This window comes from Luteimonas panaciterrae, from assembly GCF_020511115.1.
GTDB lineage: Bacteria > Pseudomonadota > Gammaproteobacteria > Xanthomonadales > Xanthomonadaceae > Luteimonas > Luteimonas panaciterrae.
Genome location: NZ_JAJAVH010000001.1, coordinates 942,501 through 949,302 on the forward strand (window position 1 = coordinate 942,501; position 6,802 = coordinate 949,302).

Genomic DNA, 6,802 nt, shown 5'->3' on the forward strand with positions numbered 1-6,802 from the left:
AGCCCAAGGTTTCCTTGCGCAACGTTAATCGACGCAGGGTGAGTCGGCCCCTAAGGCGAGGCAGAAATGCGTAGTCGATGGGAAGCTGGTTAATATTCCAGCACCTCGCGTAAGTGCGATGGAGGGACGGAGAAGGTTAAGCAGGCCAGGCGTTGGTTGTCCTGGTGAGAGAGTTGAGGCGGTCCCCTTAGGCAAATCCGGGGGGGCAACGTTGAGACTAAGGACCGGCCCATTAGGGCTAGGCTGCTGATATCACGCTTCCAGGAAAAGCTCCTAAGCTTCAGCTTACGCAGACCGTACCGTAAACCGACACAGGTGGGTAGGATGAGAATTCTCAGGCGCTTGAGAGAACTCGGGTGAAGGAACTAGGCAAAATAGCACCGTAACTTCGGGAGAAGGTGCGCCCCTTTTGGTTAATAGCTGAGAGGGGCCGAAGTGACCAGGCCGCTGCGACTGTTTATCAAAAACACAGCACTCTGCAAACACGAAAGTGGACGTATAGGGTGTGACGCCTGCCCGGTGCTGGAAGGTTAATTGATGGGGTCAGCCGCAAGGCGAAGCTCTTGATCGAAGCCCCAGTAAACGGCGGCCGTAACTATAACGGTCCTAAGGTAGCGAAATTCCTTGTCGGGTAAGTTCCGACCTGCACGAATGGCGTAACGACAGCGGCGCTGTCTCCACCCGAGACTCAGTGAAATTGAAATCGCTGTGAAGATGCAGCGTTCCCGTGGCAAGACGGAAAGACCCCGTGAACCTTTACTATAGCTTTACATTGAACGTTGAGTTCGTCTGTGTAGGATAGGTGGGAGCCTTTGAAGCGATGGCGCTAGCTGTCGTGGAGGCAACCTTGAAATACCACCCTGATGTGCTTGACGTTCTAACCTGGATCCGTAATCCGGATCGGGGACCATGTATGGTGGGTAGTTTGACTGGGGCGGTCTCCTCCCAAAGAGTAACGGAGGAGCTCGAAGGTACGCTCAGCGCGGTCGGACATCGCGCACTGTGTGCAAAGGCATAAGCGTGCTTGACTGCAAGATCGACGGATCAAGCAGGTAGGAAACTAGGACTTAGTGATCCGGTGGTTCTGTATGGAAGGGCCATCGCTCAACGGATAAAAGGTACTCCGGGGATAACAGGCTGATACCGCCCAAGAGTTCATATCGACGGCGGTGTTTGGCACCTCGATGTCGGCTCATCACATCCTGGGGCTGTAGTCGGTCCCAAGGGTATGGCTGTTCGCCATTTAAAGTGGTACGCGAGCTGGGTTCAGAACGTCGTGAGACAGTTCGGTCCCTATCTGCCATGGGCGTTGGAGATTTGAGAGGGGCTGCTCCTAGTACGAGAGGACCGGAGTGGACGAACCTCTGGTGTTCCGGTTGTCACGCCAGTGGCACTGCCGGGTAGCTATGTTCGGAAGCGATAACCGCTGAAAGCATCTAAGCGGGAAGCGCGCCTCAAGATGAGATCTCCCGGGACACAAGTCCCCTAAAGGAACCATCAAGACTAGGTGGTTGATAGGCAGGGTGTGTAAGCGCAGTAATGCGTTGAGCTAACCTGTACTAATGATCCGTGTGGCTTGACCATATAACCTCAAGTGGCCTTGGACTCGACGACACGTTTGAGTTCATCGCTATCGCTGCTACATCCCAACCCTATGAGAGCGTGAGCGCGATCATTCCATCTTGTATGGAGTGGAACCGCGACCCTCCACCCTCTCCCTGGTGACAATAGCTGTGTGGAACCACCCGATCCCATCCCGAACTCGGAAGTGAAACGCACACGCGCCGATGGTAGTGTGTACTTAACATGCGAGAGTAGGTCATCGCCAGGGTCTTTACCCCGAAACCCCGCAGCAAAAGCTGCGGGGTTTCTTTTTGCTCGCACGAAAATGATTCGCGTAGCAAACCACGTTCATCGCGCGAGAAAATCCCCGCTGACGTGATGATTTGCTGTGCAGAGTGATTACAGGTTTACGCGTATCCGTCGCGAATCGCGGATTTTTCAGAACAGATCCCAGGTCACGGGCTGCGTGTCGTCATTTTGTTTCGATTTCCCGCCCCATCCGCCGGTTCCCGAAGGCTTGTGCGGCGCGGAAGGTTTCGGTTTCCGCGCTTCGCGATGCGTGTTTTCGGCCAGGACCTTGAATTGGCGCTCACGCAATCGCCAAAGTTCAACGGCGCCGGAAGCGTCGGAAGCATCGCGCTGCCGTTGCGGCGCAATGTCTTCTTCCAGTGCCACATCCGGAATCGTCGAGAACGGGATGCGCATCGGTGCCGCGCCTTGCGCGAGTGCCTCCTGCATGGCGCCGAAGTACAGCGCATTGTTGCCGTAGCGCTGATTGATGCGATCGAGTACCGCGCTCATGGCCTTGGCGCGGCCGCGATCGGGCATCAGTTCGCCGGAAACGCTGCTTACGGCTTCCAAGCCGGTCAATGTCACTGCAACGGAGAGCGGCGGATGACGCGACGGGCGCCAGCGTCCGCTGATCATCTTCTTGCGTAGACGTTCCAGTTGTTCGCCGAGCATGGCGAGCAGGGCCGGTGTGTCGTCGATCGGAGCGAATTGCAGATCGCGTTCGAAGCGATCGTCGCGTCCGACGAAGCGGATCCGGATCGCCATGCCGCCGGCGCGGAATTTCTCGTGCCGCAGACGCATCGCCGCCTTCGCCAGCAGCTTGAACAGCACGGCGCGGGCGCCCTCGAAGCTGCGCAGTTCCGGGCCAAGGACGTGGGAATGCCCAATCGAGCCGCGGACGCGGGCACGCTCCGGCACGTCGAAGCCGCGCAACTGGTACCAGAAGCGTTCGCCTTCGACACTGCCCCAGGCGCGACGCAATTGTTCGCGGCTGGTGGCGCAGAGCTGTTCCGTAGTTTCGATGCCCGCGTGATGCAGCCGCGCTTCCATCGATGGACCGATTCCACAGAAATCCCGCAACGCCAGCGGATGCAGGGCATGCGGAAGATCTTCCTGTTCGATGACGGTCAACCCGTTCGGCTTGTTCATGTCCGAAGCGGTTTTCGCCAGGAATTTGTTCGGTGCGATGCCGATCGAGCAGGTCATCGATGGGCTGATGCCGAGATCGAGCAAGCGTTGCTTGATGTTGTTCGCGATGGCGACGGCGTTTTCACGTTTGCGTTCGCGGCCGATCAGATAGCACGGCACCTCGTCGATCGACGCGGCCTCTCCGTGAGGAATGCAATCCTCGATCGCATCCATGAAGCGCTTGTGCATTTCGATATAGCGTGCGGGGCGTGCCAGCACGAAGGTGATGTCGGGACATCGTTCCTTCGCCTCGCGCACGCCGGTGCCGGTTTTCACGCCATGACGCTTGGCTTCCGCGCTCGCGGCGAGACAGCACGTGGTGTCGGTGGCGACCGGAACGACGGCGACGGGTTTGCCGCGCAGGGCTTCGCTGTCGTGCTGTTCGACGGAGGCGAAAAACGAGTCGAAATCGACGAACAGGCAACGCAGGGTCATGGCGCGAGCAGCGGGGACGCTTGATCGGGACCCAGTATCGCGTTTCTCAATCTAATCGAGTGAGATTTCAATTAAATCAATGGCTTATATGGCCGCTCGCGTCGCCGGATTCCAATCGAAATCCGGCGCGAGTGCGAGCGATCACAACACCAGGGGCGGCTCGCCACCGACGATGACCACGTCGGCGGGGCGGCGCGCGAACAGGCCGACGCTGACGACGCCGGGAATCTGGTTCAACTCGCGCTCGAGGATGACCGGATCGGTGATGGACAGGCCATGCACGTCGAGCACCCAGTTGCCGTTGTCGGTGACCACGCCTTCGCGCCAGACCGGTTGCCCGGCCGTGGCCGCGACGATTTCGCGCGCGACGAGGCTGCGCGCCATCGGGATCACCTCGATGGGCAGCGGGAACTTGCCGAGCACGTCGACGCGCTTCGAAGGATCGATGATGCAGATGAACTTCTCGCTGGCCTCGGCGATGATCTTCTCGCGCGTGAGCGCGGCGCCACCGCCCTTGATCAGATGCTTGCGCGGATCGCATTCGTCGGCACCGTCGACGTAGAGCGCGAGCGGGCCGGCGTTGTTGAGATCGATGATCTCGATGCCGTGGCCGCGCAGGCGTTCGCTGCTCTGCTCGGAACTGGATACCGCGCCCTGGATGCGGTGCTTGATCCGCGCCAGCGCGTCGATGAAGTAGGCCACGGTGGAACCGGTGCCGACGCCGACGATGCTGCCGTCTTCGACGAAATCGATGGCTTTTTCGCCGGCGAGGCGCTTGGCTTCTGACATGACGGGGTCCAGGGACTCAGGAATTTGCGGGAAAGGGATTTGCGGGAAGCGGAATTCTAGTTCGGGATTCGAGGAATCTCGAATCCCGATTCCTGACATGTTCCTGGCATGTCCCGACTATTCCAGCGACAGCAGGATTTTCCACTGCGCGGCCGTCACCGGGAGCACCGAAAGGCGGCTGCCGCGGCGGATCAGCGCGAATTCCTCGCCGAGCTTGGCGGCGTGCTGCTTGATCTCCTCCAGCGGTACGACGCGCTTGAACTTGCGTTCGAACGTGACATCGATCATCTGCCAGCGGGGTTCTTCCTGCGTGCTCTTCGGATCGAAATAGTCGGATTTGCGGTCGAACTGGGTGGGATCGGGATAGGCGGCGCAGGCGACGGTGGCGGTGCCGGCCATACCCGGCACCTCGCAGCTGGAGTGGTAGATCAGCACGCCGTCGCCGACCTGCATCTGCCGCATGTAGTTGCGCGCCTGGTAGTTGCGCACGCCGGTCCACGGTTCGGTGCCGGCCCGCTGCAGATCGTCGATGGAGAAGGCGTCTGGCTCGGATTTCATCAGCCAGTAGTGTTTGCGCGTGCTCGTCATGTCGGCGGATCAGCGGAATTGAGGGAGTTGATCAGAAAGCGCGATCAGGAAACATCGGTGGCGACGAAGGTATCGAGCTCCGTGCACACCGCGTCGAGCGGCACGTCCCAGGATTCGGCGACGAGCGCATCGACCTGCTGCATCGCGAATGCGGCACCCACCAGCCACGGCGGCGGCGCGAGGTGCTTGCCGGTGGCGTCGCGGCGGAACGCGAAGCTGCGGTCGTACCAGCCAGCTCCCATTCCGAGCCGGTGCCGATGCACGTCGAAGGCGACCAGTGGGGCAACGACGAGGGCCATCGATTCGGGTTCGAGCAAGGCATCCTCGGCGACATCCGGCTCGGGAATGCCATGACGATTGGCGACGAGGGGCGCGCCCTGACGCCAGGGCGCGAAGCGCAGGCGGCCGTCTTCGTGCAGCACGGGCAAGCAGTACGTGTACGCGCTTGGGAGGCGGATTTGCCAGGCGTGCAGGCCGATTTCTCCGTCAACGGCCCAATAGCCCGCGACATGGCCTTGCAGTGGCAGGCCAGGCAGGGCGAGCAGGTGTTCGGCGAGTCCTTCGGCCGCGGCGATGCGGTCGGCGGCGGTAATGGCGCGACGCTGTGCGCGCATCGTGCGTCGGAGCGCGCCGCGGGGTTCGCTGGTCACAAGAGGTTCCGCATCCGACATGCGGCCGATTTTAGAGGAATCGCCCCTGGAGGCAACGCTTCGGCGAAATCGCCGTGACAGGCCGTGATTGGCCTCGATCGAATGCATGCGCCGCGCGATCGCGCCGATGCAAGAAAAAATACGTCCTCCGCCATGCCGATGCGTGCGAAACGACCTTGAACCCGGGGTTCAAGTGGGAACGCTTGGACTCCATCGGGCTTTCCGCTCGAAGGCGGACATGCACACCCGGTTTCCGCTGCGCCCCCGTGGTCGTCATTAAGGGACAAGGCGAATGTTTGCGCACGCCGTCGATCACGGCAGAGGACGCGCACGCAGTATAGCGCTTACGCGCGTCGTGCAGTATCCGTTTGTCGGGGGTGAGCACACGCGTGTTTGGCGGATGTCCTCAAGGTCGAAGAGACGTCGTCGGCGTCTTCGAGGCTGCGTGTGCGAATGCCCAGCCATGCATGGCTGGGCGGGAGTTTCCGAAGACAAGAAGTTGCGCACGGATGGCATCACGAACGCTTAACAACGAAGCGCACATTGTCGATGTGCGCGTCGATGGGTTGAGTCTTGAACTCCCCGCGACTCGCCGTCGCGCTCGAAAAAGCGTTATGCCTTACGTTGCTTGAGCTTTGCTGCGTTCAAGTGTCGAGCAGCGCATCAAGCTTGCGCTGCAATTCACCAAGGGTCCGTGCGAGTTCGCGCTCGCGATTCGCGGTTTCGTCGCGCAATTGCTGCAGTTCGTGCGCGAGATTCAGGGCCGCGAGCACGGCGACGCGATCCACCGCGGCCATGCGGTTGGCGCCGCGCACGTCGCGCATCCGGGTATCGAGCAGCTTGGCGGCGGCGCGCAGGCTGTCCTGTTCGCCGGGTTCGACGCCGACCGTGTATTCGCGGTCGAGGATGCGGATGCTGACGACTTCATTGGCGGCCGCGGCGCTCATGTGTGCTGCTCCAGCGATTTCAGCCGCGCGATCATCGCTTCCACGCGCGAGCGCGCCTGTTCGTTCTTGGCAAGCAGCTGCGAGCGTTCGCCGGCCAGTTGCTCGTGCTGTTGGCGCAGGCTGCGATTCTCCTCGGCTAGCCGCCGGGTGCGCTCGGCCAGCGCGTCGAAGCGTTCGGCCAGGGCGCGCAACTGCTCGAGTACGTCAGAAGAACCTGTTTCCATATTCCGCATGGCCCGCGCTGGGCCTGTACGCCCGCGCTGCAAGGAAGAGAGAGGGAGTGGATGCTGATCCACGACCGAGCGATGACGCCGCAGCGCGGGCGTACAGGCCCGACCCTCCGGGTTGCTT

General features: G+C 61.0%; 6 protein-coding genes, 2 rRNA genes and 1 other RNA gene (1 of these 9 running past the window's edge). 2 read left to right on the forward strand and 7 right to left on the reverse strand.

Features of this window, described 5'->3' with window-relative positions; all coding sequences use genetic code 11:
- Together LG367_RS04155 and rrf are read left to right on the forward strand one after the other, a co-directional pair.
- Positions 1-1,584: ribosomal RNA gene (locus LG367_RS04155) — 23S ribosomal RNA — on the forward strand; it begins 1,279 nt to the left of the window's first position.
- 133 nt (positions 1,585-1,717) lie between these two features.
- A 5S ribosomal RNA gene (gene rrf, locus LG367_RS04160) occupies positions 1,718-1,831 on the forward strand.
- A gap of 170 nt (positions 1,832-2,001) precedes the next feature.
- On the opposite strand, the gene LG367_RS04165 is transcribed toward rrf, so the two are convergent.
- The 7 genes from LG367_RS04165 to LG367_RS04195 all read right to left on the reverse strand — a co-directional run bounded on the left by LG367_RS04165 (position 2,002) and on the right by LG367_RS04195 (position 6,675).
- On the reverse strand, positions 2,002-3,477 hold the full coding sequence (locus LG367_RS04165) for a DNA polymerase Y family protein (protein ID WP_226467932.1): 1,476 nt from the start codon (positions 3,475-3,477) through the stop codon (positions 2,002-2,004).
- 141 nt (positions 3,478-3,618) lie between these two features.
- On the reverse strand, positions 3,619-4,266 hold the full coding sequence (rpiA, locus tag LG367_RS04170) for a ribose-5-phosphate isomerase RpiA (protein WP_226467933.1): 648 nt from the start codon (positions 4,264-4,266) through the stop codon (positions 3,619-3,621).
- 117 nt (positions 4,267-4,383) lie between these two features.
- The gene (locus LG367_RS04175) at positions 4,384-4,854 is read right to left on the reverse strand and encodes an EVE domain-containing protein (RefSeq protein ID WP_226467934.1); all 471 of its coding nucleotides are present in this window, start codon (positions 4,852-4,854) and stop codon (positions 4,384-4,386) included.
- A 44-nt stretch (positions 4,855-4,898) separates the two neighbouring features.
- Positions 4,899-5,504 carry a 5-formyltetrahydrofolate cyclo-ligase gene (locus tag LG367_RS04180; protein ID WP_425490899.1) on the reverse strand — a complete coding sequence of 202 codons (606 nt, stop codon included), beginning with the start codon at positions 5,502-5,504 and terminating at the stop codon, positions 4,899-4,901.
- Between the two features lie 141 nt (positions 5,505-5,645).
- Positions 5,646-5,831, reverse strand: a non-coding RNA gene (gene ssrS, locus LG367_RS04185) — 6S RNA.
- A gap of 317 nt (positions 5,832-6,148) precedes the next feature.
- Complete coding sequence (locus LG367_RS04190; protein WP_226467936.1) at positions 6,149-6,451, reverse strand: cell division protein ZapA; 303 nt, start codon at positions 6,449-6,451, stop codon at positions 6,149-6,151.
- Positions 6,448-6,675, reverse strand: a complete 228-nt coding sequence (locus tag LG367_RS04195; RefSeq protein WP_226467937.1) for a TIGR02449 family protein — start codon at positions 6,673-6,675, stop codon at positions 6,448-6,450. The genes LG367_RS04190 and LG367_RS04195 overlap by 4 nt, the downstream gene beginning before the upstream one ends.
- Positions 6,676-6,802: the final 127 nt, after the last annotated feature.